Source organism: Ornithinibacillus caprae, from assembly GCF_009728145.1.
GTDB classification, from domain to species: domain Bacteria; phylum Bacillota; class Bacilli; order Bacillales; family Amphibacillaceae; genus Ornithinibacillus; species Ornithinibacillus caprae.
The window spans coordinates 193,916-210,030 of the sequence record NZ_WOCA01000005.1; the positions used below are offsets into that span (position 1 = coordinate 193,916).

Below are 16,115 nucleotides of genomic sequence, written 5' to 3' on the forward strand. Positions count from 1 at the left end.
TTTAAACCAATATTTGTTCTCGAGTTTTTAGATAAAATGCCATATGTTCTTTTAAGAACGCCACATAACGATCTATTTCCTCTATTGTTGTATATGGTGAAATAGCAAAAAACTTATGTGCATATACTGGAATTCGCTGACTTGCATTTACAGGCTTAATTAAACACTGTTTTTTTGTATTTCCAAAGAAAATTATATCTCGTTCTATCCCAATTACTTCTGCAAACTTATCATTAAACTGATTAATTTCCGTCATTTCTTCTAGCTGTACATAACCATTCTGCTCATCATTCCATTTTGGTGCTTCTGGATAGAAGCGGAACGTTGTTATTGGTGAAATTTCATTCGTTATTGCTACATTAGGAACCTCTTTAATTAACGCTTCTCTAAAAGCAATGTTGACGTGAATATAATTCGCTAATAGCTGTTGATATCCTTCAGCTCCAAATGCTAATAACGAAGCATATATGGCCATCGCACTTCCCATTCGTGAACATTCAAGAGTATAGCTTGTGTGATAGCTTCCATAACCACGATTTCCAACATATGGTGTTTCGGAAGCATCTAAATCAACATATTTTAAGTATTCTTTGTTTTTGATCAAAAACAAACTAGTTATATACGGTGTTTGTCCAAGTTTATGAAAATCAAATACCATACTATCTGCTATGCTTATATTTCTAAATTTCTGCTGATAATTGGTTAATACATCACACACTTTTCCACTAAATTGCATTGGATTGGTTTCAAAGTCATAGTCATTAAAGAAAGTGTACATACCTCCCATTGCAGAGTCAGCATGAATATAGATTGGTAACAAATCATTTTTTTGTTCCAACTCTTCTGTAATTCCTTTAATTCCTTTTATATCATCTATACCAAATGTATCTGTTGTTCCCATGGTTGCAAGGACATAGAGAGGAATACCACCATCTGCAATTACTTGTTCCATTTTCTCTTTTAAATCTTCTAAATCCATTGAGTGATCTTCTTTCACCTTCACTCTGATCATATTATTTATGCCTATACCAGTCGCCTCAACTGACTTATACAGGCTATAGTGAGATAGTTCCGAGCAAAAACAATATACATTGTTAGGAACACCCTTTTGGTTCGATTGTGGTTCATGGCGAGCAATAGCAAGACGTAGCGACTGAAACACTGCCCCTTGTCCTCCCCAGGTTGTATATCCTGCACTAACATTCGGATCATATCCGATTAATTTTGATAGCATGCTTGTTATTTCAACTTCTGCTGTCGCTGCTGCTGGACCTTCCACATCCCACAGACTATTACCATTAACCAATACCATAATCAAATTCCCTAATATACTCGCGATATTTGGAAGAGGAGCAGCATTTGCTACATAATTACTATTGACATAGCGATGTCCTTTCACTAAGCCTAATAGCTTTTGGACTGTTTCTTCCATAGATAATCCCATTTCTGGAACCTTTGCCTGTTGAGTAATTCGATTATAATAATCCTCTGTGTACTCTGGCATTTCACCTAATGTTAATTTGGAAGGATCCTTTAATTCATCTATCTCAGTAAGAATATTTTTTATATAAGAAATTAATTCTTCTCTGTGATATTCATTACCATCTATACTTGGAAACAATTTTTGCATATCCTTCATTGTTGCCATACGCATAACCTCCCTGAAGATTTATCCTGTTGTATTTTCTATTTAAATACATCTATTATCCAATTAAAAAGTCCCAATACATCTAGGAAGACAATAATTATCGCAATTGGTGTTACATATTTTAATAGAATATACCAGATTGAAAAGAAACCCCTTCCGATATTTGAACCTGACTTTAATTCTGTAAATAATACATCTTTAGATACTTTTTGGGATACAAAAATAGCGATTAAAAGTGCCCCTAAAGGCATTAAAATATTACTTACAGCAAAATCCATTAGATCGAAAAAAGTTCTATTAAACAGCTGTACATCTGCCAACATTCCATAAGATAAACAAGACGGTATACCAACAATAAAAATAAGAATTCCAATTATCCATGTAGATTTTTTACGTTTCTTTGGATTATTTTTAGTAACCGAAGCTACAATAATTTCTATCATGGAAAAAGCAGATGTTAAGGCAGCGAATAAAAATAAAATTAAAAAGGCTAAAAAGAAAAACATCCCAAAAGGCATTTGGTTAAATACTGCAGGTAATACTGCAAATATTAAAACTGGTCCCGCATTCGGCTCGAGATCAAAGGAAAAGACACCCGGAAAAATAGCTAATCCTGCTAATAATGCGATAATTGTATTTAATATAATGATAGAAATCGCCGATTGTGGTAAATTTTGCGTTCTTGGTAAATAAGACGCATATGTAACCATAACGGAAACTCCTAATGATAATGTAAAAAATGACTGTCCAAGTGCAAATAAGATACTTTCTGACGTTAATTTTGTGAAATCAGGTACTAATAGGAACTTCACACCTTCCATTGCACCATCAAGACTTAACGACCGTATGACTAGTCCGATAAAGAGGATCAGTAAGGCCGGCATCATAATTTTACTTGCTAATTCAATTCCTTTTTGTATTCCTTTAGAAACGACAAGAATTGATATTAGTATAAATACGAACTGAGCAATAAGCGTTGCAAAAGGATTCGAAATTATTTCTTCAAATAACTGCATATATCGTCCTTCATCAAGTCCGTTTAATCCACCAGCCACAATTTGTACAATATATAGAATAATCCATCCACCGACTACACTGTAAAAAGACAATAGTATAAAACTAGTAAAAACCCCAATTTTCCCAATAATACTCCACTTCGGATTGGATGCTAGTTTACTATAGGTATTGATAGGGTTACTCTGACCCTTTCTTCCGATAATAAACTCCCCTAATAATAGCGGCATTCCCAGAATAAGTGTAAATGCTAAGAATAAGAAGAAGAATGCTCCTCCTCCACCAGTTCCTGCAACATAAGGAAACTTCCAAATAGCCCCTAAACCAATCGCAGATCCTGCTGTCGCTAAAATAAAGCCTATTTTTGATTTCCATTGTTCTTGTTGTGACATGATAATTCCTTTCCTTTTTCATATTCTTCCTTCTATAAGCAAGACAAATTTGAAAATAAAAAAATCCACCCGAAAATCGGTGGACATAAAAAATGTAAGTACATACATCATTAAGTATTATCTCCAACCTTTTCGGTAACCCGGCTGCCGTAGAAAATATCTCATTAGGCCCGTAGCTTTGCGTCCCCACCTTTCAATGAGTTTGCTATTATCGAAGGAATGAATATAAAAATATGTTTTTTAATTGTCTGCCCCTACCGCAAAAACGCTACTTTAGTTGCAAATTTTTATGTGATGATAGTTGTAGTGGTACCAAATATTCACTCCGTTTCCAATCACCAGTCCAATTTTACTATAACTTTATACCCGATGAAAGGTTAATCCTTATATTCCGATTTTTTATATAAGTGGGAGTTTTATATAAACTTTAAAATCGTACGTATGTAATACTACCTATAACGCTCTATGTATTCTTGAATATGTTCATAAAAAGGCTACTTCCTTCAATTTAGGAAGTAGCCTTTTAAATATATCATATACACGACTAACTTACAGAGCGAAGTGAAAAATCATTTTTCTAAACACATTAAATATGAAGATTTCTTCCTCGTTATATGTGGCTTGTCCTGTTCCATTTACCAACTAGATTTTTTCACACCAGGGACCTGCCCTTTATGCGCATATTCTCGAAAAGCAATTCGTGATATGCCAAATTTTCGCATGTAGCCTCTAGGACGCCCTGTAACTTCACAACGATTCTTCAACCTTGTTGGAGAAGAATCACGAGGCAGCTTACGGAGCGTCGCATAATCACCTTTTTCTTTCAACTCTCTTCTAATGGCAGCATATCTTTCTACCATTGCTTGTTGTTTTTTTGCTTTCGCTACTTTTGATTTCTTTGCCATTTTTACTATCCTCCTTACTAGCAGTTAACAACGACACTACTTCTTCTTTAAACGGTTTGGATATTCCAATTAAATGGATCTGGGAGCGTATTCCAATCCAATTGCAGCTCTTCCTCTGTTAACAAACATTTATCTAATTCCAGTATAATTCTTTCTTTATCCAAATCCATTCCGATAAAAACAAGCTGTGTTTTACGATCTCCAAACTTCGGATGCCAGGATCGCAATACAACTGGATTTTCTTCTAAAACAGCTTCTCTTCTTTGTTCCGAAAGTGCTGCCACCCAATAAGAAACAGGCTCTACGTTTGCAGATAATCCCGCTTGCGAGAGCAATAAAGCATATTCATTTCTGGTAGCACACCACATAATTCCTTTAGCCCTCACGATATTTTCCGGCATTGTTTCTAGAAACTTTAGTAAACGAGCAGAATGAAAAGGGTGTTGACGTATATAAGAGAACGAACCAATCCCATATTCTTCTGTTTCCGGTGTATGTTGTTCTGGTCCATTAGCCAGTTCTTTCAACCAACCAGCCGAAGCACTTGCTTTCTCAAAATCAAACGATTTTGTATTTAAAATATCCTTTGGATTAACTTTTCCATGCATTGTTTTAATGAATTTAGCTTCTGGTTGTAATTTTCTTAATACCTTTTCTAATTTCAACAAATCGGCTTCTTTAACTAGATCACATTTATTCAGAATGAGCACATCACAGAATTCAATCTGATCGATTAACAGATCCGAAATTTCCCGTTCATCATCCTCTGAAACGGCTTCCTTCCTGTCCAATAAGCTTTCACCAGAACCAAAATCATGCCAAAAACGGCTAGCATCCACAACAGTAACCATTGTATCTAATCGGCAATGTTTATTAAGATCTATACCTAATTGATCATCTAAATAAGAAAATGTTTGTGCAACTGGAATAGGCTCACTGATCCCAGTTGATTCAATTAGAATATAATCAAATCTGCCGTCTTTCGTTAGTTTTTCAACTTCAATTAATAAATCTTCTCGTAGTGTACAGCATATACATCCATTAGACATTTCTACTAGCTGCTCATCCACTCTAGATAAGGTTCCTTCATTCTCCACGAGACCTACATCAATATTAATCTCACTCATGTCGTTTACAATAACAGCAACCTTCATCCCTTGTTTATTGTGTAGAATATGATTTAGTAGTGTTGTTTTCCCAGATCCTAAATAGCCGCTTAAGACGGTCACTGGTACCTTTTTAGTCATGTTCTATTCTCCTTTCTAGCACGGGTAAAACGAAATCATTACGATTTAAAGCTTAAAAAAATTACCTTCCATACGAAGGTCGAACTCCTCATCTATACAATATCGGAAGCCTTTTTCCAGTTCTTCTTGATTTAATTGATTTCCGATAAAAACAAGTTCGCTTTTCCTGCCTTCATCTTTTCTCCATTTTCGATCTTCTTTCCCAGCAAAGAGCATGTGCACTCCTTGAAAAACAACGCGATAATCCGTATCTTTTATATTTAATATTCCTTTATAGCGATAAAGCGTTTCTCCCTTTATTTGAACAAGGTAGGAAAACCATTTATTAACTCGTTCCAATATCAGAGGCTTATCCGTTTTTAGAACAACAGAACCCACTTTATTATGATGGTGGTGATGGGAATCTGTCAGTAGGTTGGAACGTACTTTAAGCTTTTCACTCAGTTGAAAGGACTTTATGTCTATCAACTTATTCATCGGTACCTCACTGTTTATTGTACTGATCAATTCGGCATTAACATTCATCTGTTTCAACCGAGTCTTTATAGCTTCTAGTTCCTCCGTAGAAACTAAATCCGTCTTATTCAATACGATCAAATCCGCAAAGGCAATCTGCTCCTGTACTTCTTCTTGATCTAAGTGAAGGGGCAGGTGCTTAGCATCCACAACAGTACAAACACTGTCAATTTCAAACCAATATGACATTATCTCATCCATTAAAAAGGTTTGAATAACTGGTGCTGAATTTGCAAGACCAGTCGTCTCAATAATAATGCGGCTGAGGTTTATTTCTCTTTTATTAACTTTAACAATTAAATCTTTCAATATTTGAATCAAATCTCCACGTACATTACAGCAAATACAACCTTTGTTGATCTCTATAATCTCTTCTTGTGTCTTAATGACAAGCTCAGAATCTATACCAGTTTCGCCAAACTCATTAATAATGATCCCCGCATGTCGATTGCGTACATCTCTAAGTAATCGATTCAACAATGTCGTTTTTCCAGCCCCTAGAAATCCAGTTAGAATGGTGACAGGAATTTTATGTTGATGTACCATCATTGCACCTCCACATGAAAAATCTGTCTCTACGGACTTGTGTCCCTAGAGTAAATACATTTAAATGAAGACAACTATTTCATAAAAGAATCATTGTTTAATGTGCTATCATATCACTTACAATTCCATCTGCATCCAACTCTGACGGATAGTAAGTTGGCCAGTTTACTACCTCATCCAATAATGCTTGGCGATCGTCTCCCCAATAAAGGTGGAAATGATGAGCATCCGTAGGAAAAATACTATGATCACTAAACTGAATGTATGTAGGAACACCTTCCTCTTCCCCATCATGTTTAAAAATGAAACGTACTCCTCTGTTACCAGCTTCATACTCTAAAATTTCATAGCCATCATACACAAACTCACCTGAGTACACTTCGTCATTTTCATAGAAAGTTACCATGTCTCCTTCTATGACGATACGGTCAACGTCTGTTTGATAACCTATTTCATAGTACTCTTTATATTCTTCAGCGGTCTTGTCTCCATCATGTTCTTCTTTGTACTCAAATACTTTATCCAACGTACCATCTTGTAAGTATGGATATACAGACTGCCAATCGCCTTCCCAATCAGATAATGCACGACCTTCAATTTGGCTATCTTCAAAGTACCCGTCATATATTTGTTGTAATTCTTCATCCTGTGCATGTCCGTGACCATGATCATCAATGGTAATCGTTACAGGATCAGACTCAGCAATCACTTCATGATCATCTCCATAAAGGACGGCTTTAATTTGTATTCCGTCCGTATCGGCTACGCCTTCATACGATTCTGTTTCTTGATCGGGCACTGTTTCCCACTCTTTTTCCCCTGGTTGAAGGGTATACCAATGCCAATGCGGGTGGTCAATTTCTTCATTCGTTTTTGCTGTTAAAAGAATCGGTCCACTAGTATGATAATGATCAGCTAAGCCTTCAATTGTTACACTAATTTCTGCTTCTTGCTCCTCCGATTCAGCAGATGTGCCTTCAACAGACTCGTTCTCAGATGAACTTGCATCCTGACAACCCACTAAAAATAAACTCAAACCTAATACACTTAACCATATTCCTAAAAAGTACTTCATAATAAAACCTCTCCTAAATCGTAATCATTACGATTTACATAATACATATGTATTTTTAAAGTGTCAAGTAAAAAATAATATTAATTGCAAGGTATCATCTGCACATTGAATTAACGTAAGAGTAAGAAAAAGCTTTGTAGCGCTATGGTCATAAAAGGGGATGAACTATACAAAAAATATTGGATTGTATTTGTTAATAAAAATTTTAAAATAAAAATACCTAGATTATTGAAATAATAAGTGCTATCTAAAGACATAAAAAAAGAAGCTTCCCCCAAAATTAACTAATGAGAAGCTCCTTATTTCTTTAATTTTTACTATACTTTATGTATTCCTCTAATAATTCATCTTGTTTTCCTAAGACAAAAATATTCTCGTTTATTATATCGATAAATTGTTGTTTAGTTATACTTTCCGAAAGTTGACCAGTTTCTTCTAAAACTAATTGTTCATAAATAGATACGAAATATTCTTTCATTAATCTCAAGTAAGCTATTTCCTGTTGATTTAGCTCCTGATCATCAATAAATGATGGTATATACTTTCCTTTATAATTAGTGCCGCGATTAATAACAGCTAGCGCATCTCCAATAAAATTGGATAAACCTCCCATACCATCAATATAATAAGGCACTCTACTAATCATATAATCCATGTTACTCAATTTTTCTGTTAAAGATGAAAACTCTCTATGCAAATCTATTTCGTTGTTTCCTTCAATTATCAAATCCAATTGTTCTATTGAATTCTTAATCTCGTAAAAAAAATCATTTATATAAATGGTATAATAATTATTTCTTTCTTGATTGGTTCGATAAAACTTATAATTTAAGATAAGGCTTATAAACAGTAAACCTATTAAAATCAATATCATTGCCTTCCTATTATTATTCATCCAATCACCATCCTTACCTAAACAGATCTTTAGTTCCATTATATAACATAATGCCTGGTAATTAATAATTATATTAATATGCTTCTAGATAGAAATATACAAAATAAAGCACCTCTCATTTGTAGACAAGTGCATTATTTTTATGAGTTATGTTAGTAAAATGTTAGATCAGACAAACGCTTGTGATTTTCATTCTATAAATGGTAATCTCACCAAATTGATATTCACTATTTAGAGTAAAACCTATCTTCTTGTAATAGTCTAAATTATTTTGATTTTCAGTGTCTAAGGCAACCCCATTTGAATTTTGTTCTTCATTAACTTGTTTCAATATATGATAAATTAACATTGTACCAATACCTTTTCCTTGTTCTGCTGGTAAAACACCTATCATGATGAGATAATGAAATCTCCCATTCTTTACATGTGACCTAGACACTTTCATATATTTATTAAGTTTAGCTATAGTACTAAGCGATAGTTTGGTCATTAGCTTAACGATCCCACTCAGCAATAAAAGTCCACCGATTATTTTATCAGTTCGTTTTACATTTGGTAACTCAATAATATAGGCACCTACAAGTCTTCCTTTGTCATAAATACCCCATATCTCTTCTAATAAAAAGAAACTTTTATCAAACAAAAATGATACAAATGCGCGCGCCCTATATTGAAACCTATTATGATCACCATCATCAAACAAATAGACAAAGAGTGGATCTTTTTCAAATGAACTTACCATTAAAGCTACAAAACTTGATTTTTCCCTCTTATCCAACCGTTTAATAGAATACTCACTACCCATAATCACATCACCTAAATCCTATTTTGATAATGATTAACACTAAAGCTATATAGTACCTTAATCATAAAAAGCATGCTGACAATCAGCATATAAACTTCCATTTCAAGCATTGGAGTCCCTCCTATACCGATTGATAATAATAAACCTGCAGCAAAAGTCTGATTTCTTCCTCTTATGGAAATAATGACAAAAGCACATATAATAGTATAGATCCAAACCAAAGTAACAGCCCAAATGGATGTACCTAATAAGAATCCAACAATTATTAGATGAAAATGAATTAGTATGAAAATAATTTGTTTCTTTTTGTTGTTTGCATAATAATTGCTTGTAGCCTTCGTGAAGTTTGCAATACAACCGGAAAAAATATCAAATATTAACAGAAAAGCAAATATATTTCGCCATAATGCTACCTCGGAGAAGGTGTTGGAGTAATAAATAAATAGTAATGATGTAAATATTACTCCAAAGAGAAAAATAACTGTTAATTGGAATATGTTCTGTCTTTCACCAAAGAATTCATGAAGAAATGTAGGGATTTTAATATTCATTCTTACTGTACTCCCCTTAAAGTTTTGTAGTTATTTTATATATTGAGTATATAACTATACATATTAAATTGCAAAATATTATGTAGTAAATGTATTGAACTACTCTAAAAGTTAATATAGTATTTATTTTGAGGTGAACGTACATGGATGGATATGAAAGAAGAAAAGATAAAAAAATAATGCAGATATTTTCAGCTTCACATGAATTGGTTATGAAGCATGGGTTTGACAAGGTAAGAGTAGATGAAATTGCTAAAAAGGCCCGTGTTTCACCTGCTACGATTTACAATTATTTCGGCACTAAGGAGCAGCTATATCAACAAATGCTTAACAATTGGATAGATTCAAGATTAAAGGACTATGAGAGGATAATAAATTCGGAGATTCCATTTAATGAAAAGATTAGGGAAATAATCACTCTTGAGGCTAAAAACATTAACCTCTTGACAAACCTTAACCAGGATCAGTCGGGATCAGTTCTTTTTTTTCTTAACAATATAGAGGAGAAATTTGAATCTTTTTTTCTCAAATTAATACAACTAGGAAAAAGCGATGGATATATTGCTCACCACTATTCTGAACAGATCTTAAAGAGGTACTTTAAATTATTCTTTCAAGAAATAAGTGATTACATCAATACCAAAAATAATAATAGCGAAGTATTAGAACAACTATTACAACTGTTTTTCTACGGATTGTCATCTCTCCCAAATAGATAAAATGAAAACTAGATGGTCATGCTCAGTATCAAGGGGTGAAAAAGACCAGATTGTTCAGTATAAAAACAATCTGGTCTTATTTTAGCGAAACCTAGTGTTTTCTGTAAGGCGCCTGACTGCGTTGTACACCTAGCTAATGACGCTCTACCCGTAATTCGCATAACAATAGTCTTTTGGTCCATTGGAATCCCCTTCCTCAAAAATCCGTTCAGATTTTAGGTGGGGGAGGATGTCAATATTCATGGTAATACTGAATTACATTATCTGTTCCATTTGAGTGCAACTAATTCACTTTATTCTAGAAATGGAGCATTCTCTAATATGCCCACATATCTTTTAAATTTCATAAATGGCCAATGAAGAATTTACTTACTATAGCTATTTTAATAGAGAAGCACTCACTATTTAGTTAGCAAAATGTTAGCATTTCACTCTCACCTTACCAACAAATCCTTATATACTTCAACCATTATCGCTTTTCTGAGTCATGTCTTAATCATTAGGGATTACTTGTTGAAGGTAGAGCCTTTCACCAAAAACATTAGTACTATTGGCGAAAGTGTTAAAGATGTTTCGTTATATATTATCGATTAATCAACCTTAAAAATGCCTCAACCTTCTTTTTACTAACCTTTCCACCTGTAAAGCGGTCAATTTGCCTAAATGGCATGTTAATAACAAAGTACACGTTATTTGCAGTTAATGGTTTTCCAATCTTTTTAAAGAAAAAATGGAAGAACATAATAAAATTATATAGCAATTTTCCTAACCAGTTCTTATACTGCGCTTGATTAATCGTGTCATTCATTCCTAAATCTTTATGACGATCCCAATTTTTAGGTGGTAGTTTACTCCCTAATATTTTTTCAAATTCAGAATCAGGGATATCCTTTACGTTAGCCATTGCGTAGTGTGGATAATCACTTTTTAAGAATACAGTTGGAGAAACACCGGCCATCTCAATAGTTCCCTTTAAATGGATTTCTTGAATGGAACTGCCTACTTGAATTTTATAATTCCCCGATTCAATCTCCCAATCATTAATTTCAGGGTTATAGTAAGAAAAATCTCGTTTTGTTAATTCTAGTGTTAATCGTTTCGTTTCGCCTGGTTCCAAGTAGACTTTATCAAAACCTTTTAATTCTTTTTTCGAACGGAATATTTTTGAATCTACCTTTTCAATATACAATTGAGCAATTTCTGCTCCACCCATTTCTCCTGTATTTGTCAGGTCAAAACTTACAGTTAAACCATTGATTTCAATGTTGCTATATTCAAAAGTAGTATAAGATAGTCCGTATCCAAATGGATAACGTACTGGTAAATTAGCTGTGTCAAAGTATCTATAACCAATAAATAACCCTTCTTTATGTTCACTTGTTGCTTGATCTCCCGGATAGTATGCCGAGGAAGGTACATCCGTATAATTAATTGGGAATGTTTCACTTAATTTACCACTTGGATTGTGTTTACCAAGAAGAATATCAACGACAGCTTCCCCACCACCTTGGCCAGAAAGATAGGTGTGTAAAATACCTTGTACATGATCTGCAAATGGTAATTCAAGTGCTCCACCACCAGCTAAAACAACAACCACATTCTTATTCACCTGTACTACTGATTCAACAAGTTCTAGCTGATTTTGAGGCAGTTTTAAATCTTCTCGATCTACCCCTTCTGCTTCTTTACTTTCATCAAGACCAATAAAAAGAATGACAGTTTCAGCAGACTCCGCAAGACTTGTTGCTTCTTTCAATAATTTACTACTCTTTCCTCCTATACGCTTAAACCCTTGTGCGTAACCAACTATATTTAAAGAAGAATCTTGTAAACGATCAAGTGGATTACTTAATTTATAGGGGTTAATTAAAGAACTCCCTGCACCTTGATACCTTGGATTTTTTGCAAAATCACCAATAACTGCTACTTTTGTTCCGGCTTCAAGAGGAAGGATATTTTTATCATTCTTAAGCAGTACCATAGACTGACGAGCAGCTTCGACTGCCTTATTGTGGTGCTCCTCATAGTCTACTTGTACTGATTCTTTATCATCTAAACGAACTTTATTTACAAGAGCTAACAATTGATCTACTGCTTCATCTAATATTGTTTCATCTAGTGTTCCTACATGTATTGCGTCAACAATTTCCTTATCTGTAATTCCATTAGTAGATGGCATTTCTAACTGGTTATGAGCTTTTAACCCGGCAACCCGGTCATTATTTCCACCCCAGTCCGTTACAACAACACCATCAAATCCCCATTCTGAATATAAAATATCATTCGCTAAATGTTGATTTTCATTTGCATATTCGCCATTCACCTTATTATAAGAAGACATGATTGTATGTGGATTACTTTCTTTTACTACTTTTTCAAATCCAGTTAAATATATTTCTCTAAGTGAACGTTCATCAACAATTTCATCAATTGTCATACGCATATGTTCCTGACTATTGACTGCATAATGTTTAGGACAAGCTGAAATACCGTTTGACTGAATTCCTTTTACCATTCCACTTGCAAGTTCACCAGTTAGATATGGATCTTCTGAGAAATATTCAAAATTACGTCCACATAATGGATTACGTTTAATATTTAGACCAGGTCCAAGTAAGACACTTACTTTTTCACTACGAGCTTCCTTACCGATATCTTGTCCTACGTTATATACAAGTGACTTATCCCAACTATTTGCTAGTGTTGCTGCTGTTGGATAACAAGTTGCTGGTAAACTTTTGTTTAAGCCTAAGTGGTCCGCTTTCCCGCCTTGTTTTCGCAGTCCATGTGGTCCATCGGTTAGCATAATGGATGGAATATCAAGTCGTTCGATGGCCTTGGTATTCCAAAAGTTTTGTCCAGACATGAGGGAAGCTTTCTCTTCCAAAGTCATTTGTTCAATTATGTTTTTATGTTTCATTCAACACCGCTCCCGAAGTTTTCAATTGGTAAGAAGGCGGACAATAGTCCGCCTTTCTATCAAGTATATTTTTAGTTGAAAATGTGTGTTTTAAGTGTTGCATATAGTGCGTTATGCATGCTATTTCGCAGACCTACTGTAATTGCTTCTGGATGTTCCTCATATGCTTCCTCTAAAAGTTGCTTTTGTTTTGGAGCCGTTAAAACATCTAACATTAAGTCATTACCAGATGTAATGGCTTGTGGTGCTTCCATAAATCCGAACACCGCATCCGAAGATACTACACCTTCAAACCCCCACTCATCTCTTAGCATTCCATTTAATAATGCAGGATTTGCCCATTTCCCATCAATCAAAGAGAAACTAGACATTGCTCCAGTTACACCAGCCTCTTTTACAGTCATTTCGAAAGGTCGTAGGTGAATTTCTCGCATCGCTTGTTCATTAGCCCATACTAGAAGCCCTGAGCGTGCGTTTGTTTCTTGCTCATTCATGATAAAATGTTTCATGAATACTATAACACCTTGGTCCGACGCACCTTTCGCCATACCAGAACCAATCATACCGTTTAATAAAGGGTCTTCTGACATATACTCAAAGTTTCTTCCACCCTGTGGCGAACGATGAATATTTAATGCTGGAGCGTACCATCCGTGAATTCCGTATGCTTGTGCTTCTTGACCGATCATTTCACCCATCTCATATGCTAAATCTTTATTCCAACTGGATGCCACGACAATCTCTGTTGGATAAGCGCCGGCTTCAAACTGTTTGAATCCGAAGAAACTAAATCCAGCAGGTCCATCCATTAAAACTGTATTCGGAACACCAAGTTCATCAATCGCTATTGTATGGTAAGCGGCTTCTGACACATAATTAATCATTTGATCTACAGTCAATTGGTCTAAAAATTCATTCCACAAAGGATCATCATAATCTAACCCTTTTAGGTCTCCCAATTTAAGTCCATTGTCAGCACCTGTTGTTGGCATTTCTAGATCATCATTATATTCATGTCCTTGAACTCTTTCAATTACTTTATCAGTTGCAACTTTTGAGTCATCTTGATCTGATGGGTATGTTCCTTCCCAATCGTTACGAGAAAGAACTGTTAATTCGTTTCCTGATTGAGTAAAACGATTTTTGTATTCTGTACCTGTAACAGCATCTGTTTGGTACACAATATCTTCCGCTAATTCAAAGTTTACTGTACTGTCAATTTCATGGACATTCTTACTAAGTTTAATTTCGTACGTTCCATTTTCTAAAATGTAGTTCTCATTTTCCATATCATAAGAAGCCATGTCTCTTGTGTCATAATGAATAGTTAATACTTCAGACTCTCCTGGTTCTAATGATTTTGTTTTTTCAAATGTAATTAGGTTAATGGCAGACTTCTCTATTCCTCCCGGTGTATAAGGAGCAGAATAATAAACTTGAACGACGTCTTTACCAGCTACTTCACCTGTATTAGTCACTTCTACTTGCAATTCAATAGAATCACTATTTAATTCTTGACTAACAATATTCCAATCAAATGTTGTATAACTTAGACCAGATCCAAAAGGAAATTGAACGGTTTGATTGTAGCCTTCTTCATTTCCTTGATAGAAAGTTTCATAGAACCTGTATCCTACATAAATCCCCTCTTCATAGTTAAGGTAAGCCTTGTCTAAATTCTCATACTTATAGTCCCCAAAATTTTCACTCGCTGGTGAAGATTCAACATCATAAGCATACGTATCCGTAATACGTCCAGAAGGGTTTAAATCTCCTGATAATGCTTTAGCAAGCGAATTCGTTCCAAATGGTCCGGGTGTTCCAACCCAAATAACAGACTGAATACTTGAGTATTCCTCAACAAACCCTAGTTCTAACGTGTTACCAGCATTTACTACAATTGTAACGTTGTTAAAGCTATTAGCTACTTTTTCAACTAAACAATGCATTTCATCTGATAGCTCTAATTGATTTCCACTTACGTCAGAAGCTTCTACAGCATCACTTTGAACAATAATCATCGCATTTTCAGAGTACGCTTTCGCTTGATCTATTGCAGCATCTGGTACATCTGGTTCACCAGCTGCCTCATCATTGCTAAACATTCCTTTAACGACTTGAACAATACCAGTGTCTGAATTCCCTGTCGTTGCTTCTAATTCTGGCAACCCCATATAGTAATCATATAATTCCTTATTATATTCAATACCTGCATTCGTAAGGGCATCAAATAAACTCACAGCACGAGTCAGATCTGAAGCACCAGAACCACCTCCACCATATTTAAAAGTAAAGGCTGTAGAACCAAATACATTAATTTTTTTATCTTCTAATGGCAGAGAATTATTTTCATTTTTTAATAATACTAATCCTTCATTCGCAATCTTTTCTGAAACAATATCAGCAGCTTCCCTTACTTGAATAGCTTCTGCACTTGTAGTATCAATCGAAATATGTTTACCACTCATGTTTTCAACTACGCTTGTAACTGTCGGTCCTACTGTTACAACAACGAATAATAACATTGCAGCAAAAACCGACCAGCCAGTAAAACGTATTGGTCTATTTTTTAATTTTTTATACATCTTAGCTTCTTTTTTTGCTACTTTTCTTTCTTTACGGCTTAACGATTTAATTTCTTCTTTTCTTTTTTGTTTCTGCTCTTTTCGCAAAAGTTTATCGCTTTCAATTTCTGCCTTTCGTTCTGATTCTGGCAAAGCAGCAATTTCTTGCTTTCTTTCTTTAAGCTTTTCCTTATCTTCACTCACACGTTGAAGTATTTCTTGTTTTTTCTCTTTTTTCTTTTTAAAGTATTCAAACATGATGATCCCCCTCCATTGTTTTTGCTTTTTATTTCTATTTCAAGGAATATCCAGAGTAAA

12 protein-coding genes and 1 riboswitch are annotated in these 16,115 nt (G+C 34.6%); of the genes, 1 reads left to right on the forward strand and 11 read right to left on the reverse strand.

The annotated features are described in order from the left end of the window. Window position 1 precedes the first annotated feature (1 nt). From GMD78_RS08905 to GMD78_RS08945, 9 genes are all read right to left on the reverse strand, one after another. A complete protein-coding gene (locus GMD78_RS08905; RefSeq protein ID WP_155668525.1) occupies window positions 2-1,639 on the reverse strand; it encodes a pyridoxal phosphate-dependent decarboxylase family protein in 1,638 nt (545 codons plus the stop codon). A 47-nt stretch (window positions 1,640-1,686) separates the two neighbouring features. Then, the gene (locus GMD78_RS08910; RefSeq protein WP_155668473.1) at window positions 1,687-3,054 is read right to left on the reverse strand and encodes a sodium-dependent transporter; all 1,368 of its coding nucleotides are present in this window, start codon (window positions 3,052-3,054) and stop codon (window positions 1,687-1,689) included. 131 nt (window positions 3,055-3,185) lie between these two features. After that, a riboswitch (cyclic di-GMP riboswitch) is annotated at window positions 3,186-3,271 on the reverse strand. A gap of 418 nt (window positions 3,272-3,689) precedes the next feature. Next, entirely contained in the window at window positions 3,690-3,959 is a 270-nt protein-coding gene (gene rpsN / locus GMD78_RS08915; RefSeq protein WP_155668474.1) for a 30S ribosomal protein S14, read from the reverse strand. Between the two features lie 47 nt (window positions 3,960-4,006). Then, entirely contained in the window at window positions 4,007-5,206 is a 1,200-nt protein-coding gene (locus GMD78_RS08920) for a GTP-binding protein (RefSeq protein WP_155668475.1), read from the reverse strand. A 45-nt stretch (window positions 5,207-5,251) separates the two neighbouring features. Next, window positions 5,252-6,268: a CobW family GTP-binding protein gene (locus GMD78_RS08925; protein ID WP_343042213.1), complete on the reverse strand. Its 1,017-nt coding sequence runs from the start codon at window positions 6,266-6,268 to the stop codon at window positions 5,252-5,254. 97 nt (window positions 6,269-6,365) lie between these two features. Next, the gene (locus GMD78_RS08930) at window positions 6,366-7,343 is read right to left on the reverse strand and encodes a ZinT family metal-binding protein (RefSeq protein ID WP_155668477.1); all 978 of its coding nucleotides are present in this window, start codon (window positions 7,341-7,343) and stop codon (window positions 6,366-6,368) included. Window positions 7,344-7,650: 307 nt separating this feature from the next. Further along, entirely contained in the window at window positions 7,651-8,238 is a 588-nt protein-coding gene (locus GMD78_RS08935) for a hypothetical protein (RefSeq protein ID WP_155668478.1), read from the reverse strand. Between the two features lie 163 nt (window positions 8,239-8,401). After that, a complete protein-coding gene (locus tag GMD78_RS08940) occupies window positions 8,402-9,043 on the reverse strand; it encodes a GNAT family N-acetyltransferase (protein WP_155668479.1) in 642 nt (213 codons plus the stop codon). 11 nt (window positions 9,044-9,054) lie between these two features. Next, on the reverse strand, window positions 9,055-9,594 hold the full coding sequence (locus tag GMD78_RS08945) for a hypothetical protein (RefSeq protein ID WP_155668480.1): 540 nt from the start codon (window positions 9,592-9,594) through the stop codon (window positions 9,055-9,057). A gap of 143 nt (window positions 9,595-9,737) precedes the next feature. On the opposite strand from GMD78_RS08945, the gene GMD78_RS08950 reads away from it, so the two are divergent. After that, a complete protein-coding gene (locus GMD78_RS08950; RefSeq protein ID WP_155668481.1) occupies window positions 9,738-10,313 on the forward strand; it encodes a TetR/AcrR family transcriptional regulator in 576 nt (191 codons plus the stop codon). Window positions 10,314-10,896: 583 nt separating this feature from the next. On the opposite strand, the gene GMD78_RS08955 is transcribed toward GMD78_RS08950, so the two are convergent. Together GMD78_RS08955 and GMD78_RS08960 are read right to left on the reverse strand one after the other, a co-directional pair. Next, entirely contained in the window at window positions 10,897-13,233 is a 2,337-nt protein-coding gene (locus GMD78_RS08955; RefSeq protein ID WP_155668482.1) for a glycoside hydrolase family 3 C-terminal domain-containing protein, read from the reverse strand. 71 nt (window positions 13,234-13,304) lie between these two features. After that, window positions 13,305-16,055: a glycoside hydrolase family 3 N-terminal domain-containing protein gene (locus GMD78_RS08960; protein WP_155668483.1), complete on the reverse strand. Its 2,751-nt coding sequence runs from the start codon at window positions 16,053-16,055 to the stop codon at window positions 13,305-13,307. Window positions 16,056-16,115: the final 60 nt, after the last annotated feature.

Bases quoted from the DNA above. Each gene is read 5' to 3' on its own strand.
- GMD78_RS08945 (WP_155668480.1), bottom strand. From the start codon at position 9,594: ATGAATATTAAAATCCCTACATTTCTTCATGAATTCTTTGGTGAAAGA.
- rpsN (WP_155668474.1), bottom strand. From the start codon at position 3,959: ATGGCAAAGAAATCAAAAGTAGCGAAAGCAAAAAAACAACAAGCAATG.
- GMD78_RS08935 (WP_155668478.1), bottom strand. From the start codon at position 8,238: ATGAATAATAATAGGAAGGCAATGATATTGATTTTAATAGGTTTACTG.
- GMD78_RS08930 (WP_155668477.1), bottom strand. From the start codon at position 7,343: ATGAAGTACTTTTTAGGAATATGGTTAAGTGTATTAGGTTTGAGTTTA.
- GMD78_RS08940 (WP_155668479.1), bottom strand. From the start codon at position 9,043: ATGGGTAGTGAGTATTCTATTAAACGGTTGGATAAGAGGGAAAAATCA.
- GMD78_RS08925 (WP_343042213.1), bottom strand. From the start codon at position 6,268: ATGGTACATCAACATAAAATTCCTGTCACCATTCTAACTGGATTTCTA.
- GMD78_RS08955 (WP_155668482.1), bottom strand. From the start codon at position 13,233: ATGAAACATAAAAACATAATTGAACAAATGACTTTGGAAGAGAAAGCT.
- GMD78_RS08920 (WP_155668475.1), bottom strand. From the start codon at position 5,206: ATGACTAAAAAGGTACCAGTGACCGTCTTAAGCGGCTATTTAGGATCT.
- GMD78_RS08950 (WP_155668481.1), top strand. From the start codon at position 9,738: ATGGATGGATATGAAAGAAGAAAAGATAAAAAAATAATGCAGATATTT.
- GMD78_RS08910 (WP_155668473.1), bottom strand. From the start codon at position 3,054: ATGTCACAACAAGAACAATGGAAATCAAAAATAGGCTTTATTTTAGCG.
- GMD78_RS08960 (WP_155668483.1), bottom strand. From the start codon at position 16,055: ATGTTTGAATACTTTAAAAAGAAAAAAGAGAAAAAACAAGAAATACTT.
- GMD78_RS08905 (WP_155668525.1), bottom strand. From the start codon at position 1,639: ATGAAGGATATGCAAAAATTGTTTCCAAGTATAGATGGTAATGAATAT.